Genomic DNA, 23,022 nt, shown 5'->3' on the forward strand with positions numbered 1-23,022 from the left:
AGCCGCGATTAAAGCGGCAGGACCGCGGATTCGCCGCCCGGCACCGTCTGCAGCGGATTGCGCAGCGGCAGCGTGAACGGTGCCGCGATGACTTCGAACACGTCGCCTTCCTCGGTCTTCACGCCGTCGGCGAACGACAAGGTCGCGGTGCCGAAGAAATGGACGTGGAGGTCGCCCGGGCGGCGGAAAAGTCCATATTTGAAATGGTGATGCTCGAGATTGGCGATCGCGTGCGACATGTTCGCCTCGCCCGACAGGAAGGGCTTTTCCCAGATCGTCTCGCCACGCCGGACGATCTTGCTGGTGCCGCGCACGTCCGCGGGGAGCTCGCCGACGAGCAGTTCGGCGCCGAGCGAGGCGTGGCGCAGCTTCGAATGCGCGAGCCACAGATAATTGCCCCGCTCGGTGATATGGTCCGAGAATTCGTTGCCCAGCGTGAAGCCCAGCCGGCGCGGGCGCCCCTGGTCGTCGATGATGTAGATCCCGGCGATCTCGGGCTCCTCGCTGCCGTCGAGCGCGAAATGCGGCGAAGGCAGCGGCTCGCCGGGGCCGACCAGGGTCGAGCCGTCGCCCTTGTAGAACCATTCGGGCTGGACGCCGGGCTGGCCATCGGTCGGCTTGCCGCCCTCGAGCCCCATGTTGAACATCCGCATCGAATCGGTGAGCGTGCCCCCCGCCGCGGCCTTGTGCATCTGGTCGCGCCCCTCGGCCGAGCCGAGATGGGTGAGCCCGGTGCCGGTGACGTAGCAATGCGCCGCATCCGGATGATCGATCGGCGCCAGCAGCCGACCCTCGGCCTCGGCCGCGGCGAGGTCGACTGCCTCGCCTGCCCTCGCCCGCGCCGCAGCTTCGAGCGACACATTCTCGCGGATCGCCGCGAGTGCCAGCTCATAGGTGGTGGTCACGCCGTTCAGCCGCACCGGGGCATCGTCGAGGAACGCCGCGACGCCGCGTTCGCCGGGCGCATCGCGAAACTGCACGAGCCTGAACGTCATAACCTTGGGACCCTCTTCCGATTCTGATAATAGTCAGACTTATAATACAGATCGTTCAGCAGGCAATCCGCCGGAACACAAAGCGCTTGCACGACGTGCCGACCTTCGTATTTTTGTCTGACTAATCCCATTTGCTGATCGGACCGACCCAGTCGGCGTAGCAAGCGGGTTCGCAGGGGAGAGATTGTCATCCGGACCGCTCGTATCGCCTTGGCAATGCTGGGCATTTGGGCCACCGGAGCGGCGGCACAGAGCCTTGCGCCTGCTTCAACGCGGACGGGGTTGCGCTTGGCTGGCGACGTCACGCCTGTTCACGACCCAGCGATCGTCCGCCAGGGCGGCACCTATTACCTCTTCACCACCAGCCAGGAGCGCGCCGGCCAGGGCCTGATCCACATCCGCACCTCAGCCGATCTCGCGACCTGGACGCGCGCCGCGCCCGTCTTCGCCGCGATGCCCGGCTGGGTGAAGGAAGCGGTCCCCGGCGCGCGGGGGATCTGGGCGCCGGATGTCAGCTTCGCGCAGGGCGAGTACCGCGTCTATTATTCGGTCTCTACCTTCGGCAAGAACCGCTCTGCGATCGGACTGGTGACGACGAAGTCGCTCGCCGATCCGGTGTGGACGGACAAGGGGCTGGTGATCGCCTCCGGCGTCGGCGACGACTTCAACGCGATCGACCCCGCCGCCTTCGTCGACGCGCAAGGCCGCCACTGGCTGGCATTCGGCAGCTTCTGGTCCGGGCTCAAATTGGTCCGGCTCGACGCAAAGACCGGCCTGCGCGTGCCCGGCGCCGAGGTTCAACCGATCGCCCGCCGCCCCGGCCTCGGCGCGATCGAGGCGCCGTTCGTGATCCGCCGCGGCGGCTTCTATTATCTGTTCGCCTCGTTCGACTTCTGCTGCCGCGGTGCCGCGAGCAGCTATTATACCGTCGTTGGGCGCTCAAAGGACCCGCAGGGCCCCTATCGCGACCGCGCCGGCAAAGGGATGCTCGACGGTGGCGGCTCGATCGTCCTCCGCGCCGATCTCGACCCCGAAAAGCGCTTCGCTGGGCCGGGACACATCGCGATCCTGCGCGATCCGAAGCAGGATTACATCGTCTACCACGCTTATGATACGCACGCCTCCGGCGCGTCGACGCTCCGTATTCAGCCGCTGGGCTGGACGGGCGATGGCTGGCCGGTCGCACTCTAAGAAAAGCCTTCAGGAGAAGAACAAGCCCATGCCAGCAGCCCCCGTTCAACCCCAGGCCGGCGCCCCGTCGGTCGCAGGCGTGCCTTATCGCGCCGCGCTCTCGATGCTGGCCACCTTGTTCTTCATGTGGGGCTTCATCAGCGTCATCAATGGCACGCTGCTGCCGCATCTGCGCAGCGTGTTCGAACTCAGCTATTTCGAGACCGGGCTGATCGAATCGGTGTGGTTCATCGGTTATCTGCTCGCCTCGCTTCCCGCCGCGAAGCTGATCGAGCGGATCGGCTATCAGCGCGCTCTGACCGTCGGGCTCTCGGTCATGACGCTCGGCTCGCTCGGCATGATCCTCGCCGCCTGGCTCGTCTCGTACGAAGTGACCGTCGCGTCGCTGTTCGTCGTCTCGTGCGGCATCGCGCTGCTCCAGGTCGCGGCGAACCCCTATGTCGCGGTGATCGGCCCGCCCGAGAGCGCCGAGCGGCGCCTCACTCTGGTGCAGGCGTTCAACACCACCGGCGACGTGCTGGCGATCCTGTTCGGCAAATATCTGATCCTGGCCCGCACCACCGCCGGCACCACCGCGCACGGCACGGTGCTCACCCCCGAGCAGCGTCTGGCCGACGCGCAGGCGACCGAATTGCCCTATTTCATCGTCGCGGTCGTGCTGGCGGTGCTCGCCGTGATGATCGCGCGCGCCAAGCTTCCCGCGCTGGGATCGGCGACCAGCCGCGTCTCGGCCGAGGCGCGCCGCGGCCTCTCGCTGTTCAACCACCGCAATTTGATCCTCGGCTGCGTCGGCATCGCGCTCTGCGTGCTCGCCGAGATCGGGGTGGGCAGCTATTTCATCAACTTCGCCTCGCAGCCCGACGTCGCCAATTTGACCCAGGAGAATGCCGCGACCTACCTCACCTTGTTCTGGGGCGGGATGATGGTCGGCCGCTTCGCTGGCGCCGCGCTGATGCAGCGGATCGCGCCCGAGCGCGTGCTGGCGGTGTTCGCGCTGATCGCGATCGCAGGCTCGCTGACCGCGGTGTTCGCGACCGGGCCGGCGGCGATGTACGGGCTGATCGTGGTCGGGCTTGGCCTGTCGATCATGTTCCCCGCGATCTTCGCACTGGCGATCCGCGGGCTCGGGCCGCTGACCGAAGAGGGGTCGGGGCTGCTGATCATGTCGATCGCCGGCGGCGCGCTCGCCGCGTTCCAGGGCAAGATCGGCGACACCTATGGACTGCACTGGGGCTTCCTGGTCACCGCGGCCTGCGCGCTCTACGTGCTGTTCTACGCATTGTGGGGCTGCAAGGTGACCAACGCGGTTGCCGACGCGCCGGTGAAGTAAGCGATTTGGGATCTGTTCCCCGGCGAAAGCCGGGGCCCAGGTTCGACGAACCGGCGAGGGGGACCGCCCCTAGAAAGACATGGCAACTGGACCCCGGCGTTCGCCGGGGAACAGCTGATCCAATCTAGCCTGCCACAACCTCGCCGCGCGTGCCCTTGGGCTGACGGAGCTTCGGCCCTTTGCTGCGCGTCGTATCCAGGAACGCCATGTCCACGAGATGCGCCATCGCCGCATGCGCGCCTTCAGGATCGCCCGCGGCGATCGCATCGAACACGCGCTGGTGATCGGGGATCGGATCGCGGCGCAGCGGGCTGTTGCGCTGCTTGAAGATCGTGGTCCACGCCACCGCCGCGCTGACGCTGGTTGTCAGCGACGTGATGAACGGATTGGCCGAGGCCTCGAGCAAGGCGGCGTGGAAGTCCTGGTCGGCCACCCGCCCCTCCTCCACCGCCAGGGTGTGCCTGGCCATTCCCTCGAGCGCCTCGGCCATGCGCTTGAGCTGCCCGTCCGAGCGGCGCTCGGCGGCGAGCGCCGCGGCCTCGGGCTCGAAGATCTTGCGCAGCTCGAACAGGCTGTAGAGCAGTTCGTCGTCGGGCTCGAACTCGAAGATCCACGACAGCACGTCGGGATCGAGCAGATGCCATTTCTCGCGGTCGCTGACTCGCGTTCCGGTGCGCGGGCGGCTCTCGACCAGGCCCTTGGCGGCGAGGATGCGTAGCGCCTCGCGATAGGCAGTGCGCGAAACGTGGAGCCGGTCGCTCGCCGCGACTTCGTTGTTGAGGACCTCCCCGGGCTTGTAGCGCCCCGAGACGATCAGGATGCCGAGATCGCGGGCGATCGTGCCGTGGAGACGCAGCGACTTGCGCCGCGCCCGGACATTCAGCGGTTTGGCGGTCTTGACCTTTGCAACCATCGCTCGATCCTAGCGCTGCGAAGGGGCCGGGTACAACTGGTCGATCGCGCGCTTCGGGTGACGAAAACATTCCACGAGAGCGGCTCCAAGACCGCCTCGAGGTCCCCGTCGGAAAAGGCACGCGCATGCGGCGCCGGCGCAATGGCCAGTTCGGCGTTGACCGGGAACGCGTCGCGGCTAGGCTGCGCGCACGGGAGAATGACATGAACGAGATCGCGGCATTGCTGGCAGCGAGTGCGCATTGGCTGGCGTTGCAAGCCGGGCAGCCGGCGCAGACCGCGCAGGCGCCTGCCGCGGCACCCGCGCAAGCCGCCGGCCCGGCATGGCAGCTGATCTGTCCACCCGCTGCCGCCGCCAGCCCTGCTCCGGCGCCCGCCCCGGCGGTGAACCAGCCGTGCAGCCTTGTGCAGAACCTGCTGGCCGGCGAGCAGAAGCAGCGGCTGCTGACCGTGATCCTCCAGCGCACGCCGCAGGCCGGGCACAATATGACCGTCGCGCTGCCGCATGGGGTGCTGTTTCCTGCCGGCATCAGCCTTCAGGTCGACGAGGCGGCCGAGAAGCCGCTGGCGGTGCAGACCAGCGACCAGAACGGCGCCTATACCGGGGTTGCGGTCGATGCGGCGTTGCTCAGCGCACTGCGCGGCGGGAAGACGCTCAAGATTGGCTTCACCGCCGGAAACGGCCAGCGGATCGTGGTACCGGTGACCCTCCGGGATTTTCCGGCGGGCCTCGTCGCGCTCGACAAGGGCCCGCTCCCTGCGGCGCCCAAGCCGCCGGCGCCGGCACCGGCAAAACCCAAATAGTCCCGCTTACGGGCTGACCCGATACGGTCGGATTGAAGTGGGCTGCTCCCCAGCGAAGGCCGGGGAGCAGTCGCGATGTGGTCCGAGAGGGCGTTGCATACTCACCGGCTTCGTCGAACCTGGGCCCCGGCCTTCGCCGGGGGAACGGGATCAAAGCGCCGCGCCACCCTTCCCGCCGCCGTTAAGGCAGCGGGTTGCTGGGCGTCTGCGCGGTGCCCGCGCTCGGCGCCGTCGCCGTGCCTGACAGGCTGACTGCGATGTTTGCGGTGCTCGCCGTCGCCGTATTGCCATTGGCATTCCACGTCGCGACCGCATCGTCGTCGAGTCCGCTGCCGCCCTCGACAAAGCCCTGCAGGAAGATCCGCGGGTCATGCGTATTGTTAAGTTCGGACACGCGCAGGCGCAGCAGGTTAGCGGAGCCAGCGACAGTCACATTGTTATTGGCGATATTGGCGTAGATCTGGTTGGTCTCGGTAACCGCGGCGGACGACGAGCCGCTCGTCAAATTAATCGCAGCCAATGTCTGCGGATCGACTACGCTGATGGTGTTGCCCGTCATCGTCAGATCGAGACGGGCACTTCCCAGGGAGGCGGCCACGTCGACAGACGAGTCGTTGTTGCCGACGCCTTGCGACATCGCATTGCCGGTTACAGCAATTGTCAGATGCGAGCTGCCCTCCGCAGCAGCATGCACATTGCTGCCATAGGCGCCACTGACAGATGTATCCTGATTATTGTAGTTCGAGATGCTGGCGTTGTTCACCACTCGACCCATTAGATTTGCGCTATCCTGAGCCACAATGTTGACCGCAATACCACCAGCCGCGCGTATCGTAGGGTTCCCGATAACGTTGAACTGCATGCTCGCAGTTTCGCGACCATTAATAACCATACCGATTCCTGCACCAGTGCCGGCATCGATAACGCTATTGGTAATGTCTGTGCTAATTACCGAACTGTTTCTGCCGATAACCGAAATCGCCCCACCCAGACGTAAGAAATCACTGTCTACGATATCGATATTGGTCGTAGGCGTCGACGCGTTGCTGAAGCTCTGGAATCGGAGCCCACCTTGGCCTCCGATGGTCTGAGAGTCGCGGAAGACAACGTTGTTGAGCGTCAGATTATTCAGGCTCACATCGGTGTTACGGATATCGAGACTGTTGGTGCTCGAGAATGCGATCTCGGTATTGGTGAGGGAGGAGGTACCCGACAAATTTATGAACTCAATTCCGCTTTCGTTGGCCCCGTTTCCAGCGTTGGCGATAAAGCTGTTGTTGAGCTGGAAGTCGGATACGGTGGTGCCGGTGATGCCGTTGTCGAGCGTCGTTCCCGTGATGTTGATGTTGTTGAACACCGCGGTGTTAACATTGTTCAGATAGATTGCACCGTTCGCTCCACTCACGTCGGTATCGCTGCCGGCGGTATCCGCCGCATTGTTGGCGTTGGTGAGGTTCAGATTGCTGATGCTGATGAAATCAGTATCGATCAGTTCCAGGCCGCGCGTGCCGATATTCTGGATGGTGCCGCCCGATCCGTCGGTAGTGCCGGTGCCGGTGATCGTCAGGCCGCCCGCCCCGCCGGTGGCGTTGAGCACGATGCCGCGCGCGCCGCCATTCGCCGAGACCGACTGGAAGTTGAGCCCGCTGGCGGCGATATTCGTGTTGACCAGATTGAGCGCGACCCCGCCGGCCGACGTGATCGTGTTGCCCGTTCCGGTGATCGCCAGCGTTCCCCCGCCTGCGCTCGACGACGTCGCGGTGATGCCACGGCCACTGCTGGTGGTGACGGCGAGCCCGCCGCCGGTGAACGACACGGTCGCGCTACCAAAGCTAGTGCTGTTGTCGAACTGAATTGCGTTGTTCGTGCCGGTGCTGATCACCTTGCTCGCGCCCGAGAAAGTGATGCTACCGAAAGTGTTGTTGCTCAGCAGGATGCCATTGGCGACACCGCCGGTGGCCGAAAGGTTCCCCGAGAAGACAGCAGTGCCGGCGGCCCGGTTGCTCACCTCCACGATATTGCCGCCATTAGTCTTGGTGATCGCCGCCGCGATCGTGACGTTGGTTCCGCCGCCCGTGAGATTGACGCCATCGCCAGCGGGGCCTGCCGTGGCGCCGATCGTGCCGCCGTTGATCGAGACCGAGCCGGTCGCCCCGGCAGCGCCGGTAATGTTGACGCCGTGCGCAGTCGTCCCGTCGATGTCGACGCTCGAAAAGGTGACGGAGCCGTTGCCCGTTCCGTTGACCTCTATCCCGTCGCCGCCGATCGTGCCCGCGGTGGTACCGATCGTGGTCGCTCCGAAGCTGATATTGGCACTCGAGCCGTTGCCGATGAAGATACCGTCGCCCGCCGTCGTGCCAGCGATGCTGGTGGTGCCGCCGCTGAAGCCGCCGCCGCCGATGCTGTCGAAATCGCTGAAATTGACGGCGATCCCAGTGATCGTACCGGTGCTCTGCAGGCTGCCGAAGCTGATGCCCGCCGCGCCCGCGCTCACGCCGAAGAGCGAGAGGATCTGGCCGGTGGCGGTCTGGATGCTATTGCCGCTGCCGCTGATCGTCAGCGTCCCGCCTCCGCTCGCGCTCATGCCGATGCCCGAGCTGGTGACGATGTCGAGGCCGTTGCCCCCTGCGGCGGAGGCGAAGTTGACCGTAGTACCTACGTTGTTGAGGAGGGTCAGCGCATTGCTGGTGCCCGTGCTCAGGCTGATCGACTGGCCGGTGAAACCAATCGTGCCGCCCACGTTGTTGGCAATGTTGATGCCCAGGCTGGTATCGGTCACGTTACCCGACAGCGCCACGGTGCCGCCGGTGCGGCTGCTCGCTTCGAACGAACGTGCCGCGCCGCCACTGGTAGTGATCGTGCCGCCATAGCTCAGGTTGAGCGCGTCACCGCTCATCGCAACGCCGCGGGTGGTCGCAGTGATCGCGCCCCCGCTGATCGCCACCGTGCCGCCCAAGGTGCCAGCGGTACGCTGGACGAAGATGCCGTTGGTGCCGCCGGTGTTGGTCAGCGAGGCGAATGCCAGGTTGGCGGTGGTCGTCGTCGCGCCGGTATTAGTGACGCTCAGGAGAGTACCGCTGCTCGTCGCAATCGAATTGCCGCTGCCGAGCACGTTGACGGTGCCGCCGCCGCTGATCGTCATGCCGGTGCCGGTGGTGCTGACGATGTCGAGCCCGGTGCCGCCCGCGTTGAAGGTGATCGTGCCGCCGTCGTTGGCCAGCAGGCTGACTACCGTCCCTGTGCTCTGGATGGCCATCTGGCCATTGAACGTGATCGTACCGGCATTGCTGTTCGCGACCGAGATCACGGTGGCCCCGTTGGCGATGCTGCTGCTGATCGCGCCGTTGAACGTGGCGGTGCCGGCGTCGTGCCCGTCGATCTCGACCGCGATGCCGTTATTGTCGGTGATCGTGCCATCGAAGGTCACGGTCGCGCTGCTGAGCAACGAGAAGGCGTTGCCCGCATTGTTGTGGGTCAGCGTCGTTCCGGAGCCGAACGCGAAGGTGCCGGTCGCGCCGTTGACGATATCGATCCCGGCATTGTCGCCGTTGAGCGTGGTCGTGCCGGTGAAATTATAGGTGCCGTCGGCATTGTCGAACTGCAGCCCGGTGCCGCTGGTCGCATTGATCAGCCCGGCAAAGCCGAAGGTGCCCGTGGTGTGATTGCCGGTGAAGTTCACCGCCACGCCGCCCGCGGCCTGGACGATCGAGCTGGCCGCGTCGAAGGTGAAGCTGGCAGTCCCGCCGCTCACCGTAAGCGAGGAGGTTCCCGCTCCGGCAATGTCGACATTGGTCGCGACGATCGTGCCGGCGGCGGTGGTGAACGAAAGTCCGGTCGCAGCTCCGCTGATGTTGACATTGGTCAGCGACGTTGTGCCGGTGGCATTGTTCAGCGTGATCGAGGTGCCGGTCGCACCTGTTGCAGTGACGTTGCTGATCGTGCTGCCGGCGGCGTTGAGGAAGATGTCGTTGGTGTTGCCGGAGAAGCTGACATTGTCGATCACGCTGTTGGTCGAGGGGGTGATCTCGATGCCATAGCCGCCGACCGCGTTGAAATTGCGGATCGTCATGAAGTTGACGACGGTCCCCGTGGCGCCGCCATTGTCGACGATCCCGCGCAGCGCGCTCCCGGGTGCGCCATCGAGTATGAAGCCCGAGATGCGGTTGCCGCTAGCACCCAGCGTGATGACGTCGGCGCCGGCGGCGGAGGTGAGCGTCGCCGCGCCGTTGCCGGTCGGATCGGTGACGTTGATCGTGCTGCTCGACAGCTGGATCGTCGAGGGGACGCTCAGCGTGAGCACCAGCGGCCCCTGGCCAAAGCCACGTACCTGCGTGTTGGAGAGCAGGTTGAGCGTGTTGTCGGCGTTCGAGCCCGCGGTGCTGATCGCGGCCCCGTTGTTCACCAACACAATCACGTCGGTGGCGGCGAGCGCCAGCTCGGCCGCGGCGAGCGTCATCGGGTTGGCGCCGTCACCGCCCGACCCGTTGCCGCCGCCGACGCTGCCGTCCGAATCGACGAACAACGTGCGGCCGACGCCGAAGCCGAGGCCCGGGCTCGCCGTGAACGTCACGTCGCGGAAGTCGTAAGTACCGGCAGTGGGCGCCGCGGAGGCATTGATCGCCGTGACCGCCGAGATCGTCGAAGTGCCGTCGGTCGCCGCCTCGCCATCGCCATAGGTGAAGGCGGCGTTGGTCCCAGCGTCGAGCCAGACCCCGGTAGCGACGCCCGCGATGCTCGCGGCGGCGCCCGCGGCGGCGGTGTCGCCAAGCCGGACGGTCTGGCCGCCGGTGACGCCGCGCAAATCCACGCCGACGCTGGTGCCCGGTGCTGCCGAATTGGTGACGTCGAAGTCACCCACAGTGATCGATGCCGAGAGCGCGGCGCCGTTGAAGTCGAACGCTACGGCGCCCGGATTGGTCAGGCCGATGTCGAGATCGGTGATCGTCAGCGCGGAGCCGAACGCGCCGCTGATATCGATGCCGCGCGAGGAGACTCCCTGCAGATTCACCGTGCCTAGCGCGATCGCGCCGCCGCCTGTGCCGGTAAGCGCGATGCCGCTGGTCGTTGCGCTGGTGGAGATGCTGGCGAAATTGATCCCGCCGGCCGCGACGGCCACGCCATTCAGCACTAGCGGATTACCGCCGCCGCTGCTGATCGTGTTGCCGGCTCCGGTGATGCTGAACGTGCCGCCGCCGAGCGCGTTGAGCCCGGTTGCGGTGCTGGCGATCACAAGGCCGCCATTGGTGAAATCGACCGTCGCGCCGCTATTGGCGAGCAGGTCGATGGCGGTCAGTCCGGTGACGTTGATCGACTTGGACGCGCCCGAAAAGGTGACGTTCGCGCTGCCGCTGTTGTTGGCGACGTAGAGCCCGCCCGCCGCGCCCGACGCCGCCAGATTTCCAGAGAAGGTCACGCTGCCGCTGGTGCGACCGTCGACCTGGACGGTGCGCCCCGCGGTCGTCTTGGCGATGCTGGCGCCGATCGCGATCGTGCCACCGGCGCCGCCGCTGACGTTGACGCCGACGCCGCTAGGATCGTTGGTCGCACCGATCGCGCCGCCGCTGATCGTCACGTTGCCATTGGAGCCGGAAATGAAGACGCCGTCGCCGGCAGTATTGTCGATCGTGACGCTCGAGAAGCTGATCGCGCTGTTGCCCGCACCGCTGATCTCGATACCCTCGTCGCCGGTGCCCGCGATCGTGGTCGTGCCGAAGCTCACCGCCGAGCTCGAGCCGCCGCCAAGGAAGATGCCGTCGCTTGCCGCGCCGCTGGTTCCCGCGATCGAGACGATACCGCCGTTGAAGGCGCCGCCATCGAGATTGTTGATATTGATCGCCGTAGCGCCGGCAACGGTCCCAGTGCTGGTCAGCGAGGCAAAGGCGATGCCGCCCGCCGCCGCGCCCAGGTTGACGAGGCTCAGCACTTGGCCAGTCGCGGTCTGGATGGTGTTGCCGCTGCCCGCGAAGCTGATCGTGCCGCCGCCCGAGGCGACGAGACCGGCGCCGCTGGTAGTGACGATGTCGACGCCGGTGCCGGCACCTGAGAAGGCGACCGTCGCGCCGCCGTTGTTGGTCAGCGAAAGGCCGGCGCCGGTCGTGTTGTTGATCGTCACCGCGCCGTTGAAGTTCGCCGTGAGCGGCCCGGTGTTGTTCCGGATTGCGATGCCGGCGACGGTCGCGCCGGTGATGTTCACCGCGCCGGTGACCGTGAAGTTACCCTGAACCTGATCGAGCAGCAGGCCATAGGCGCCGCCGCTGCCGGTGATGCTCGTCCACGTCATGTCCACGGTCACTGGATCGATGTCGATCGGGGTGCCGTTGGTCGTATCAATGTTGCTGTTGCCGAGAGGGACGGTCAGCTCGAACTGGCTCCCCTTCGGATTTGCGACCCGTACCCCGGTGCCGCCGTCGTTGGCGATGTTGAGATCGGTGAAAGCCAGTGAACCCAGGACGTTGGTGAGGCTAAGCGCATCGCCCTGGAGACGCGCAGCAGTGGTACCGATAGTGATCGCGCCGGCATTGACCGCCTGGATGCCGGCGGTGGCGAGGTTGCTGTCGAAGGTAACGGTATTGAAGATCAGCCCGCCATTCTCGCCGCCGCTCGTGTCGATCGTCAGGCCGGACATGCCGGTGACGGTGAAGGTGCCGCCGGTACCGTTGAGGTTGAGCAACGGCCCGGCCGCACCGCCGCCGTTACGCAGCGCGAGATTCTGCAAGGCAAGGTTCAACGTCGCCGCGCCGGACAGCATGTTGATCGCGCCGCTGCCGCCCGAGATCGTGCTGTTGCGGATCGCGAAGGTGCCTGCCGCGCCGTTGGCATAGACGCCCGCGCCGGTCCCGGTGTTGGCGATGATCGCGCCGTCGATCACATTGTTGCCGCCGAGTCGCACCGTGCCGATGACATCGGTAGAGGTCAGGATCGGTGCGCCCGATCCGATGAACGGATTGGTGATCGTTCCGGTGGTGACGTTGAAGAGGAAGACATTGGCCGGCGCGCCGCCGGCGACGTTGAACGAATTGACGTCGCGGAAGGCGAGCAGCGTCTGGCCATCGGCAAGCGTCAGCGGGCCGGTGATCGTCTCGGGGCTGCCGCCGAAATTGTTGTTGACCAGAACAATGTAGCTGGCGCCGGACGCCGCGGCGGCGGCAAGGCTGCCGGGGTTGTTGGCGCTGCCCACCCCGCTCGCACCCTGGCGGACGAAGAAGGCGCTGGCCTGAAGGTTGCTGATATCACCGGTCAGGGTGACGTCGCGGAAGTCATAGGTGCCGCTGCCGCCGTTGAGCCCGGTGATGACGATCGGTGTCGACGCATTGATCGCCGAGGCCGCGAGGTCTGCGTCGCCGTTCGAGCCGTCGCCGTACCGGAAGGAGCCGCTACGGTTCGCATTGGTGAGGTCGACGCCGATGCCGACCCCGGTGATCGCGCTGCTTTCATTGACGGTGAAGGCACCACCGTTGGCGTTGCCGGTGAGATCGATTCCGCGCGTGCCGGTGGCCGAGGCGCCCGAAATGTCGAGCGTCTGGAAGAGGACGTTGCCGCCGCCGGTCAGCCGCGCATCCACGCCGCGGGCGCCGGTCTGCAGACCGGTGATGTCGATATTGCCGAAGTTGAGCAGCACGGTGTTGCCCGCGCCGATCAGGATGCCGGCAACGGTTGCGCCGGCGATCGTACCGCCGTCGACGACGAGTGTGCTGGTGAGGCCGCTGGCAGAAAGGCCGGTGGCGCTGGCGCTCACGTCGATCGTGCCGATCGTGATCGCGCGGCTATTAGAGGTCAACGCGATGCCGGTTCCCGCCGCGCCGGACACCGTGACGTTGCCGAGATTGACGAAGGTGCTCGAATCGTGAAGCGAAACGCCGTTTCCGGTCGCGCCGGCGACGCTGATGCTGCCGAAATTGAGCGCTCCGAATCCGCTGATGGAGCCGAGATCGACCCCGCCTCCAGTGGCGGTCGAAGCCACGCTGGTGAAACCGAGGTTGCTGCTGCCGATGAGCACGTCGTTCATCGTCAACAATGCGCCCGTGCCGCTCTGCGACACGCTGTTGCCCGATCCGCTCAAGGTCAGCGAGCCCGCGCCCGCACCGCTGAGCACCACGGCGGGGTTCGCGCCGCTCGCCGATAGGGTGAGATTGGTCAGCGTCGCCGAGGCCGAGGCTGCGCCGTCGCTCAGCCGCAGCGCCACGCCGGGCCCGAAGAAGGTCGAATTGGACAAGGTCACGCCCGAGACGCCGGTGCCCTCCACCGCGGCCTGCCCGCTCACGCTCTGGACGAACACGCCATCGACCGTGGCATTGTTGGCGAGGACCAGGCTCGCCGCCGCGCCCGTCGTGGTCAGGATCGGCGCACGGTCGGTCGCGGTATCGCCCACTACGCCATACGGGTTCTGCACCTGCCCGGTCATCACCCCGGTGAGGATGACGTTGGCGGGAGCACCGCCCGGCAGCACGATCGTGTTGCCGTCGCGGAAGCTGCGCAGCGCCTGGCCGGCATCGAGGACCAGGCTGTCATTGCCGTTGCTGCCGAGCGCGTCGAGCACGTCCTGCCCGCCGTTCGGATCGTTGAGCAGGATGATATAGTCGGCGGTGGCCGCCTCGGCGCCGGCGAGGCTGCCCGGATCGCCGAGCGTGCCGGTGCCGGTCGCGCCGGCGAGGACGTAATAGACCGTCGCCGAGGTCGAGAGCCCGCTGGTGTCGCCGACCAGATTGACGTCGGCGAAATTATACGTGCCCGCGCCCGCATTGAGCCCGGTGATGACGACCGGCGTCGTCGCAGTGATCGTTGATGCGACGTCGACCGCGCGCTCGCCGTCGCCATATTGGAAGAGCCCGGTGCGGTTGGCGTTGCTCAGGTCGACGCCGATGCCGACGCCGCTGATCGTGCTGCTGTTGGTGACGACGATGTCGCCGGTCCCGGTGTTGCCGTTCAGGTTGATGCCGCGGCTGTTGGTCGTCGAGGCCCCGGTGATGTCGAGCGTCGCGAAGGTGATGTCGCCCATCGCGCCAATCAGGTTGACCGCGCTCTGGCCCGCGCCGGTCCCGCTGATATCGACGTCGCCGAAGGTCAGGCTGCCATCGCTATCGTTTGCCACGATGATCCCGGCGCCGTTGGAGAGCGCGAACGAGCCGAAGGTGTAGCTGCCGTCGGCGTCGTTGAAATTGAGGCCGAGACTGGTGACGTTGAGCGTCGCCCCGCTGATATCGAGCGTGCTCTGGTCAGCCCCCGACACGGCAACGGCATAGCCGGCGTTCGAGGTCAGCGTTCCGGCGAAGGTCACGTTCGCTGTCGAGTTGGTCAGCCCGAGACCCAACGCCGTTGCATTGATGCTGGTGCCCGATCCGAAATTGAAGGTGCCGCTCGATCCGTTGTCGATATCGAAGCCCGCCGCCGTGCCCGAGAGCGTGGTCGTGCCGGTGAACGCATAGGTGCCGTCGGCATTGTCGAAGCGCACGCCGCTGCCATTGGTCGCGTTGATCGTGCCCGTCTGGAAGACGATCGTCCCGCCCGAATGCCCGGCGACCTGGACCGCGAACTGCCCCGCCGTGGCATAGGTCAGATTGCCCGAATAGGTGATGCTCGCAGTTGAGTTCTGAACATTGATGCCGGTGCCGCTCGGGCTGGTGATCGACGTGCCGGTGCCGAACGAGAAGGTGCCGCCCGACCCGTTGACCACGTCGATTCCCGCATCGCCGCCGTTCAGCGTCGTCGTCCCGGTGAAGTTGTACGTGCCATCGGCGTTGTCGAACTGCAGTCCGGTGCCGCCGGTGGCGTTCAGCGTACCGCCGAAGGTAGCGGTACCGACATGGCCGCTGGTCACCGACACCAACGCGCCCGCCGTTACCCCGGTGACGTTGCCGAGATAGCTGAAGCTGCCCGCGCCGCTATTGGCCAGCGCGATTCCTGCCCCGATCGTCCCGACGATCGACGATCCCGCACCGAAGCTGAAATTGCCGCTGGTCGTGCCGTCGAGGAAGATGCCGCGGTCGGCGCCGCCGGCGACGGTCAGCACGCCGACGTCGAGCGCACGTCCGCCGGCGCCAATCCCGGTGACGTTGAACGCGGTTACTCCCGAAGAGGGGCCGGCATAGGTGATGCTGGCCAGCTGGATGTCGGCCGATAGATCGGAGAGGTACAAGGCCGAGCCCGTGGTGCTCACCAGGCCGGTGTCGATATTGCCCCCGGCGATCGTCAGCGTGAAGCCACCCGCCCCGCCGCGCGCGAGCAGGCCGACGCCATCGCTATTGTACACGTTGGTGGTGAGGTTGAGCGCCCCGGTAACATCCTCGATCACGAGCCCGGCCCCGCCCACGCGGTTGCCCGCGCTGCCGATGTTCACCGTGGCGGTGACGGCCTGGATGCCGGCCGCGGCCAGATCGGCGTCGAAGTTCGTCTCGAGGCTGGACAGGCCGGCGCCGCTATTGCCGCCTTCGATGGTGATGTTGGCGAGCTGCGTAACGGTCAGCTGGCCGGCACCGGTGCGCAGCAGCGCCAGCACGTCGCCGGTGTCGCTCGAAAGGATGAGGTTGCTGAGCGCGACGTCGGCGTTGACGCCGTTGTCGACGATCCGGATCGCGTTGACGCCGCCATGGATCACGCTGTTGCGGATCGTCGCGCCGACGATTCCGGCGCCAAAGACGCCGCGCCAATCGAGATTGCCGATCTCGACGCCGTCGATCAGCACACCCGAGGCAAGGTTGACCGTGGTCGCGCCCGCCTGGCTGGTGGTCAGCAGCGCCGCGCCCGAGCCCGCATAGGGATTGGTCACCGAACCGGCGGCGATGCCGAACAGCCGCAGGTTGGAAGGCGCGCCGCCGCCGACGTTCAGCGTGTCGCCGTTGCCGAAGCCGAGCAGGCTCTGATTGGCCGCGAGGTCGAACGAGCCGCCCGCCGAGGCCGCGTCGATCACGTCCTGGCCGACGCCTTGCGTGTCGAGCAGGATGATGACGTCGGCCCCCGACGCCTCGGCGCCGGCGAGGCTGCCGGGATCGCTGCGCGTGCCCGCGCCGCTCGCGCCTGCCTGGACCCAGTACAAGGTGCGGTTGCTCTGCAGGCCGCTGACGTCGCCGGCGAGATTGACGTCGGCAAAGTCGTAGGTGCCCGAACCCGAATTGAGACCGGTAATGACCAGCGGAGTCGTCGCGCTGATCGTCGAGGCGGCACCGTCGGCGTCCGTGTTCGATCCGTCGCCGAAGCGGAAGCTCCCGGTGATCGCGGCATTGGTGAGGTCGACGCCCACGCCGACGCCGGTGATGTTGCTGCTCTCGCTGATGATGATATTCGCGGCGGTGGTCGAGCCGCTGAGGTCGATGCCCGTGCTGCCGGTGGTCGAGATGCCGGTGATGTCGAGCGTCCGGAAGGTGACGTTGCCGGTCGCGCCGGTCAGGTCGACTGCGGTCTGGTTGGCGCCGAGCCCGGTGATGTCGACATTGCCGAAGCCGATCGTGCCTGCCGAGCCCGCTCCGATCGCGATGCCCGCGCCGCCCGAGAGCTGGACGTCGCCCAGGGTGGTGGTGCCGTCGGCATCGATGAACAGCAGCCCAGTGCCCGCGCTGGCACTCACGATCGCCTGCGAGAAGTCGAGCACGCCGCCGGTCTGGCCGCTCACGACGAGATTGTCGGTGTTCAGGCCCTGGCTGAGGCTGCCGAGATAGGTGACGTTGGCGTCCGAATTCTGCAGCACGAAATTGGCGACCGCGCCGTCGGTGACGCTGGTGCCGGTGCCGAAGAGGAAGGTTCCCGACGAGCCGTTCGCGATGTTGATCCCGGCATTGCCGCCGTGGAGCGTCGTCGTGCCGGCGAAAGTGTAATTGCCGTCGGCGTCGATGAACTGGAAGCCGTCGCCGCCGGTGACGTCGATCGTGCCGTCATGGAAGGCGGCGGTGCCAACGTGCCCGGGCCCGGTCGTCGCCACGGTGGCGCTCGCCCCGGCGACGCTGGTGATGTCGCCGGCATAGTCCAGATTGACCGCCCCGCCGAGCAGCACGGCGACGCCGACATTGTGCGTGATCGCCGCATTCGCGAAGACATAATCGCCGGTGCCCGACAGGATCAGCCCGCCGTTGGTGAGGCTGAGACTAGCGACATTGAGCACCGGAGCGGCGCCGGCGGCGGTGTTGGCAACCATGAAGACCCCGCCATCGGTGGCGGTGATGCTGTCGAAAGTGAGCGCGAGCGCGGCATTCTGCCCCGACAGCGCGTCGTTGCCGAGCGTATCGATCGATCCGCCGCGAACGACCGCGGTCAGTGCGCCGTTGCCGATCAGCTCGACGCCGACGTCGTTGGTGTTGATCACATTCAGGCTGGTGAGGTCGAGATTGCCGTCGCCCGTGACGCTGAACCCGATGCCGTCGACCCGCGCGCCCGCGGCACCCGCGGTGACCGCGCCGACGACCGCCTGCGTGCCGGCGGTCGCGAGGTCGGCGTCGAACAGCACGTCGGTGGCGATCAGGCCGCCGGTCTCGCCATTGCCGCCGGTGAGGGTGAGCCCGTCCAGCGCAGTCACCGTCAGCGTGCCGGCGCCGCTGCCGTCGAGCTGAAGGATGTTGCCGCCGCTCGCGCCGAGCCGCAAATTGCGCAGCGCCACGTCGGCCGCAGCGCCGCCGTCGAGCAGGCGGATCGCGCCGCCCGCGCCCGAGATATCGCTGTTGCGGATCAGGATATTGGCGACGCCGCTGCCATAGATGCCGGCCCCGCCGGCCGCGCCGGTCTGGATGACGACGCCGTCGATCAGGTTGCCGCCGCCGAGCGTGACGGTGTTCGCCGCCGCGATGGTGGTGGTCAGGATCGGCGCGCCCGATCCGGCATAGGGATTGGCAACCTGCCCCTGCGCGATGCCGTAGAGCAGGATGTTCGTCGGCGCGCCGCCCGGCAGCAGCAAGGTGTCGCCGCCCAGGAAGCTGAGCAAGGTCTGCCCGGCGTCGAGATCGAGCGATCCGCCCGCACCCGCGGCGTCGAGCACGTCCTGGCCGCCCGCGGAATCGTTGAGCAGGATGATCGTGCTGGCGCTCGAGCCTTCGGCGCCGGCGAGGCTGCCCGGATCGGCGAGCGTGCCGATTCCGGTCGCACCGGCCTTGACGAAATAGAGTGTCGCGGAGGTGTTGAGCGTGGTGGTGTCGCCGGTGAGCACGACGTCGCGGAAATCATAGCCGCCGGTGCCGGCATTGACGCCGGTGATGACGATCGGCGTCACCGCATTGATCGTCGAGGCAGCGCCGTCGGCATCGGTGTTCGAGCCGTCGCCATAACGGAAGCTGCCGGTGATCGCGGCATTGGTCAGGTCGACGCCCACGCCGACGCCGGTGATGCTGCTGCTTTCGGTCACGGCGAAGCTGGTGCCGAAGGTCGCGCCAGTCAGGTCGATGCCGCGCGTGCCGGTGGTCGAGCTGCCGCTGATGTCGAGCGTGTTGAAGCGGATCGTGCCCGATGCCGCGCGCGCGTCGACGCCGGTACGGCCGGCCGCGAGCCCGGTGACGTTGACGTCCCCGAACGCGATCGAGCCCGCGCTGCCCGCGCCGAAGACGATTCCCGACGTGCCGACGCCGGCGATGTCGGTGGTGCCGGTGAACGTCACGCTGCCGTCGACATCGGCGAGGACGATGCCGCTGCCCGAAGCGCCGTTGATGCCGAGATTGCCGATCGACACGCTGCCACTCGCCGCGACGCCATCGATCGCGATGCCGGTGGCGACGCCGTTGATCGCGCCGGCACCGATCGTCACGGTGCCGAGGCTGTTCTGGAGGTCGAGCCCCACCGTCGCGCCGCTCACCGTGAGGCCGCCGATCGTCACGGCGCTGTTGCCGCTGAGCGCGACGCCGTTGCCGCCGCTCCCGCTCGCGGTGATGCTGCCGATGGTGATCGCGCCGCTGTTGTTGGCCAGCTGGACCGCGTCGCCCGCGCTGCCGCTCACACTGATCGACTGGGCAGTGACGGTGCTGGCGCTGCCGCCGATCGAAACCCCCGCCCCCGCCGAGGTCCCGGCGATGGCGACGTTGCCAAGGGCGAGGTTCCCGCCGGTGACGTTCTGGACCGACACCCCGCCGGTCGCGGAAGCGCCGGTCGCGACGCTGCCAAAGCCGAGGCCGCCCGACGTCACGTCGTCGATCGCCAGCGCCGCGCTGGTGCCGGTGGCGGCAATGTCGATATCCGCGCCCGACACGGTGAGCGTGCCCGCCCCCGCGCCGCTCAAGACGAGCGTGGTGCCCGCGTCCGACGCCAGGTCCAGATGAGTCAGCTGGACCGAGCTCGCCACCCCGCCGTCACTGATCGCGATCGCGCCGGTGGCGCCGCTGATATCCGAATTGAGAATCCGGGCGTTGCTCACGCCGCTGCCCTCGACTCCGACATCGCCGCCGGCATTGCGGATGACGAGACCGTCGATCACGCTGTTGCTGGCGAGGTTGACCGTCGCCGATCCTGCGCTGGTGGTGGTCAGCACCGCCCCGCCCGAGCCGGCATAGACGTTGGTGATGCCGCTCGGCCCAAGACCGCTGACCACCAGATTGGCGGGCATGCCGCCACTGCTCACCGCGACGAAATCGCCGTTGAGGAAGCTGACCAGCGATTGGCCGGCGGCGAGGTCGAACGATCCGCCCGCGCTTGCAGCGTCGAATACGTCCTGCCCGCCCGCGGGATCGTTGAGCAGCACGATATATTGCGCGCTCGACGCGTCCGCGCCGGCGAGGCTGCCCGGATCGTCGCGCGTACCCGCACCGGTCGCGCCGACCTTCGCATAATAAGCGCTGATCCCGGCGCCGGTGAGGTTGCTGGTGTCACCCTGCAGCATGACGTCCGCGAAATTGTAGCTGCCGTGTCCGGCATTCATCTGGTCGATGACGATCGGCACGTTCGCGGTGATGCGGCTGTTCATCACGCCGGCATCGCCGTCGCCGAAGCGGAACTGGCCGGTCATGTTCGCCTGGGTCAGATCGACACCGATCTCGACACCCTGGATCACGCTGCCGTTCAGGATGATCACGTTGCCGGCATTGGTCGAGCCGGTGACGTCGATCCCGGTGCCGGTGTTGCTGCCATTGCCGGTGATGTCGAGCGTGTTGAACAAGACGGTGCCCTGTGCGGCGCGCACGTCGAGCCCGGTGAAATTGCCCAATCCGGTGATGTCGACATCGCCGAAGGTCACGCCGCCGGGCACGCTACCGATGACGATGCCGTTGGCGCCGGGATTGGCGATGGTCAGCAGCCCATTGAAGCGGGTCGAGCCCGCCAGTCCGCCCAGCGTGACAGCGTCACCCACGGTGCCGGTCAGGGTGATCGCGCCGAAGCTGATCGCCGAGCCGGCGAGCGTATCCTGGACCACGACGCTGCCGCTGCCGGTGATCGGTCCGGTGAAATTGATCGTGCCGCCCGCATTGAAGATCGCGACGATCGGCGACGTACCCGCCGGATCGGTGATCGATCCCGCGAATACCAGCCCGACGCTGCCGCCGCTCCCCGCCACGCCCTGCGTGCCGATGCGAACCGAGCTGCCGCCGCTATTGCCGATCGTTCCGCCATTGACCCGGACCAGCCCGGTCGAGTTGAGCAGGACCAGCCCGTCGCCGCCGCTGTTCGAGATCGTCAGCGTGCCCACCGTGAGCGCATTTCCGCCGGTGCCGCCGCCCTGGACGGCGTTGAGGATCAGCCCGGGCCCGCCCGCGCCGGCCGAGCTCATCCCGGCGAAGTTGAGGTCGATCACCAGCGGGTCGAGGTCCGCCGCGGTGCCTCCGACGGTGTCGATCGTGCCGTCGAGCGTCGCGAGGGTGAAGTTGTTGACCTTCGAATTGACGACGCGCAGGCCGGTGGCCCCGCTGTTCGCGATGTCGAGATCGGCGAAGCTCAGACTGCCGGTGACGTCGGTGAAGAAGGCGCCCTGCCCGTTGACGCGCGCACCGGTGGTGCCGATCTCCATCCGGCCGGCATTGACCGTCTGGATCCCCGCCGTGGTCGTGTTCGCATCGAAGGTCGCCGAGCGGACGCTGAGCCCGCCGGTCTCGCCGGTACCGCCGCGGATCGTGATCCCAGACATGCCGGTGACCGTGACGGTCCCCGCGCCCGAACCGTCCACATCGAGGACGTTGCCGCCCGTCGCCGAAAGCGTCAGGTTCGACAGCGACACTGCGAGCGCCGCGCCGCCGTCGTTGATGTCGACTGCGCCGGCGCCGCCCGAGATCGTCGAGTTGGCGAGGCTGACGCTGTTGCCGCCATTGACCAGCACGCCCGCGCCTGCGCCGCCGCGGATCGTCAGCCCGGTGAGCGATACCGCGCCGAGCGTATTGGTCAGCGACAGCCCGGCGCCGCCGGTATTCTCGATCGTCACGCGGTCGAGGCCGAAGCCGCCGACGCCATTGGCCGCAATGCCGACGCCCGCGCCGCGCACCGTCACGTCGCGCACCACCGAGCCCTGGCCAAGCGTCACCGCCGCGCCCGCGGCATTGGTGCCGACGATCACGCCGTTGGTGCCGCCGAGCGCGAATGCCGTGGTGCTGCCATTGCGCAGCCGCACGTCGACCGTGCTGGCGCCGCCGACCAGATATTGGTCGGTTGCCAGCGTCACGCCCGTGGTCGCGATCGTGCCGGCATTGCCCAACGCCACGACGACGCCGTTGGCGCCCGCACGCGTTACTGCGTCGCCGATCGAAGTCGGGCTGGCGAGCGTCCCCGCGGCGCCCGCCACGCCGGTGCCATTGGCATAATAGAAGCCGCCGAACGCATTGCCGGTGCGCGCATCGATCGCGAAGCGGCTGCTGGTCAGGTCGGTGAAGCGGCTGCCCGAGCGCGCGACATAGTCGCGGCGGACGCGGTCGCCCATCTGACGGTCGAGTCCGGTCGGCACCGAGCCGCGGTCACTCGCCCGCGCGCCCAGCGGAATCGACAGACGCACGGTCGCGCGCGCGTCGGTGCCATAGCGATTGTCGTGCTCGACCGTGCCGCCGAAGGTGAAGCGCGCACCGCTGTCGCGGTCCTCGATATCCATCTCGAGCCCGCCGCGAATGCCGCGGTAATTGCGGTCGGCATCCTTGTCCCAATAATCGAAGCCGCCGACCGAGCCGCGGATGCTGGCATTGCCGCCGACCGGCAGGCGCACGCCGCCCTCACCGTTGAACCCCTGGAGCGGGATCGCCTCGAGCCGGAAGCCGCTATAGCGCTCGATCAGTCGATTGTTCTCGAGAACCAGCGCGCCCGAGCCCGCCGCGGCGGGATCGATGAAGCCGATCGTCCGGGTCTTGCTCAGCGGCAGCCGGTAATTGACCCGGACGTCGAACACCGAAGTGAAGCCCTCAAGCCCCATCGACACCGCGGCCTGGTCGCGCGAGCCGATGTCCGAACGATAGAAGTCCGCGCCGACATTGGCGCCGATGGCCACGTCCTCGCCCACGCGCGTGCGCGCGCCAATCGTCGCCGAGCCGTTGCGGTCGTAGCGCTGGTCATAGCCGATGCGTCCGTCGACGTAGACGAGCGCCGAGTCGTTCTGCGCGACCGGCGCGAACAGGGAGGTCGAGACGCCGATATCCTTGCCGACCTGTGCGTCGACTTCGGCGCGCGGCTTCCAGGTGGGGGCTTCGCTGGTCTGCGCCCAGGCCGGGGCGGCGGCTGCCAGGATGGCGCCGGTCAGGCACGTCGAGAAAAGGCGCGCCTTGCTGCACTTACGCATTTTATATCCCATCCCTGTTCGCAGGCTGCGACGGCAACCTGCGCTTTCCCACGCGAACGCGTTCGCCTCCGTCTGAGCGGATTTTGCGGACTTTAAGGACGACCCCGAACCCGGGATTAGCACAGGGGAATCGGCGCAACAAGCGT

Annotated in this window: 6 protein-coding genes; 3 read left to right on the forward strand and 3 right to left on the reverse strand. The window is 67.1% G+C overall.

Going from position 1 to position 23,022, the window contains the following annotated elements; translation table 11 throughout:
- Positions 1-8: 8 nt before the first annotated feature.
- Positions 9-995 carry an AraD1 family protein gene (gene araD1, locus AC3WJI_RS08025; RefSeq protein WP_492756737.1) on the reverse strand — a complete coding sequence of 329 codons (987 nt, stop codon included), beginning with the start codon at positions 993-995 and terminating at the stop codon, positions 9-11.
- Between the two features lie 189 nt (positions 996-1,184).
- On the opposite strand from araD1, the gene AC3WJI_RS08030 reads away from it, so the two are divergent.
- Together AC3WJI_RS08030 and AC3WJI_RS08035 are read left to right on the forward strand one after the other, a co-directional pair.
- Positions 1,185-2,186 (forward strand): arabinan endo-1,5-alpha-L-arabinosidase, encoded by a 1,002-nt coding sequence (locus tag AC3WJI_RS08030; protein ID WP_492756787.1) that lies wholly within the window; start codon positions 1,185-1,187, stop codon positions 2,184-2,186.
- A gap of 28 nt (positions 2,187-2,214) precedes the next feature.
- On the forward strand, positions 2,215-3,516 hold the full coding sequence (locus AC3WJI_RS08035; protein ID WP_492756738.1) for a sugar MFS transporter: 1,302 nt from the start codon (positions 2,215-2,217) through the stop codon (positions 3,514-3,516).
- Between the two features lie 124 nt (positions 3,517-3,640).
- Here the strand turns inward: AC3WJI_RS08035 and AC3WJI_RS08040 are convergent, their stop codons facing one another.
- Positions 3,641-4,429 carry a FadR/GntR family transcriptional regulator gene (locus AC3WJI_RS08040; protein WP_492756739.1) on the reverse strand — a complete coding sequence of 263 codons (789 nt, stop codon included), beginning with the start codon at positions 4,427-4,429 and terminating at the stop codon, positions 3,641-3,643.
- A gap of 203 nt (positions 4,430-4,632) precedes the next feature.
- Between AC3WJI_RS08040 and AC3WJI_RS08045 the strand changes: the two genes are divergently transcribed.
- Positions 4,633-5,232, forward strand: a complete 600-nt coding sequence (locus AC3WJI_RS08045) for an invasion associated locus B family protein (RefSeq protein ID WP_492756740.1) — start codon at positions 4,633-4,635, stop codon at positions 5,230-5,232.
- A gap of 181 nt (positions 5,233-5,413) precedes the next feature.
- Here the strand turns inward: AC3WJI_RS08045 and AC3WJI_RS08050 are convergent, their stop codons facing one another.
- Positions 5,414-22,876 carry a hypothetical protein gene (locus tag AC3WJI_RS08050; protein ID WP_492756741.1) on the reverse strand — a complete coding sequence of 5,821 codons (17,463 nt, stop codon included), beginning with the start codon at positions 22,874-22,876 and terminating at the stop codon, positions 5,414-5,416.
- Positions 22,877-23,022 lie beyond the last annotated feature (146 nt).

This window comes from Sphingomonas sp. FW306-1B-B10E (genome assembly GCF_058782005.1).

Coding starts and splice junctions, on each gene's coding strand:
- AC3WJI_RS08035 (WP_492756738.1), top strand. CDS start 2,215: ATGCCAGCAGCCCCCGTTCAACCCCAGGCCGGCGCCCCGTCGGTCGCA.
- AC3WJI_RS08050 (WP_492756741.1), bottom strand. CDS start 22,876: ATGCGTAAGTGCAGCAAGGCGCGCCTTTTCTCGACGTGCCTGACCGGC.
- araD1 (WP_492756737.1), bottom strand. CDS start 995: ATGACGTTCAGGCTCGTGCAGTTTCGCGATGCGCCCGGCGAACGCGGC.
- AC3WJI_RS08045 (WP_492756740.1), top strand. CDS start 4,633: ATGAACGAGATCGCGGCATTGCTGGCAGCGAGTGCGCATTGGCTGGCG.
- AC3WJI_RS08040 (WP_492756739.1), bottom strand. CDS start 4,429: ATGGTTGCAAAGGTCAAGACCGCCAAACCGCTGAATGTCCGGGCGCGG.